Source organism: Streptococcus oralis (assembly GCF_001578945.1).
In the GTDB taxonomy this organism is placed as follows: Bacteria; Bacillota; Bacilli; order Lactobacillales; family Streptococcaceae; genus Streptococcus; species Streptococcus oralis_Q.
The window spans coordinates 1-674 of the sequence record NZ_KQ969589.1 but is presented as its reverse complement, the minus strand read 5'-3'; the positions used below and the strand labels follow the sequence as shown (position 1 = coordinate 674).

Annotated in this window: 1 protein-coding gene; it reads left to right on the top strand. The window is 40.7% G+C overall.

Translation table 11 applies throughout. The features are described 5' to 3' along the window. A partial coding sequence (locus SORDD16_RS09920; RefSeq protein ID WP_061453291.1) for an IS30 family transposase occupies positions 1-647 on the top strand: 647 nt, incomplete at its 5' end. Positions 648-674 lie beyond the last annotated feature (27 nt).

Sequence of the window (674 nt, the reverse complement as noted above, 5' to 3'; positions counted from 1 at the left end):
GGCTTGAACAAAAGCCAATGGTAGCTTTTAAAACCATCTATAACTGGCTCTATGCTGGTTTGATTAATCTGGATTTAAGCGTCCTTCGTCGTAAAGGAAGAACTCGACACCCCAAAGAAACACGTGGGACATTTAGGATTGGTACGTCGATCGCCAAACGTCCTAAAGAGGTCCGGAATCGTGAAACTTTTGGCCATTGGGAACTTGATACTGTAGTGTCTTCCAGAGGCAAAAGCAAGGGCTGTTTAGCGACTTTTCTAGAGCGAAAAACTCGTTTTTACTTAGCTTTCAAGATACCAGATAGAACAGCCAAATCTATGTTTTCAGCTATCGAACAACTTTGTAAGCTATTTCCAAAAGAGGCTCTTAAAACCTTTACTTCAGACAGGGGAAAAGAGTTTGCCTGCTATCCTCTGGTAGAGAACTTAGGAATTTCCTTTTTCTTTGCGGACGCCTATTCTTCCTGGCAGAGAGGAAGCAATGAAAACGCAAATGGCTTACTAAGAGAATATTTCCCAAAGAAAACAGATTTAGCTGCTATCTCTGATGAGGCTTTGAACAAGGCCTTATATGATATCAATCACCGACCACGAAAATGTTTAGCTTACAGAACGGCTTATGAAGCTCTAGTAGATGAGTTAGAGTAAATGTTGCACTTATTCTTGCAATTTATC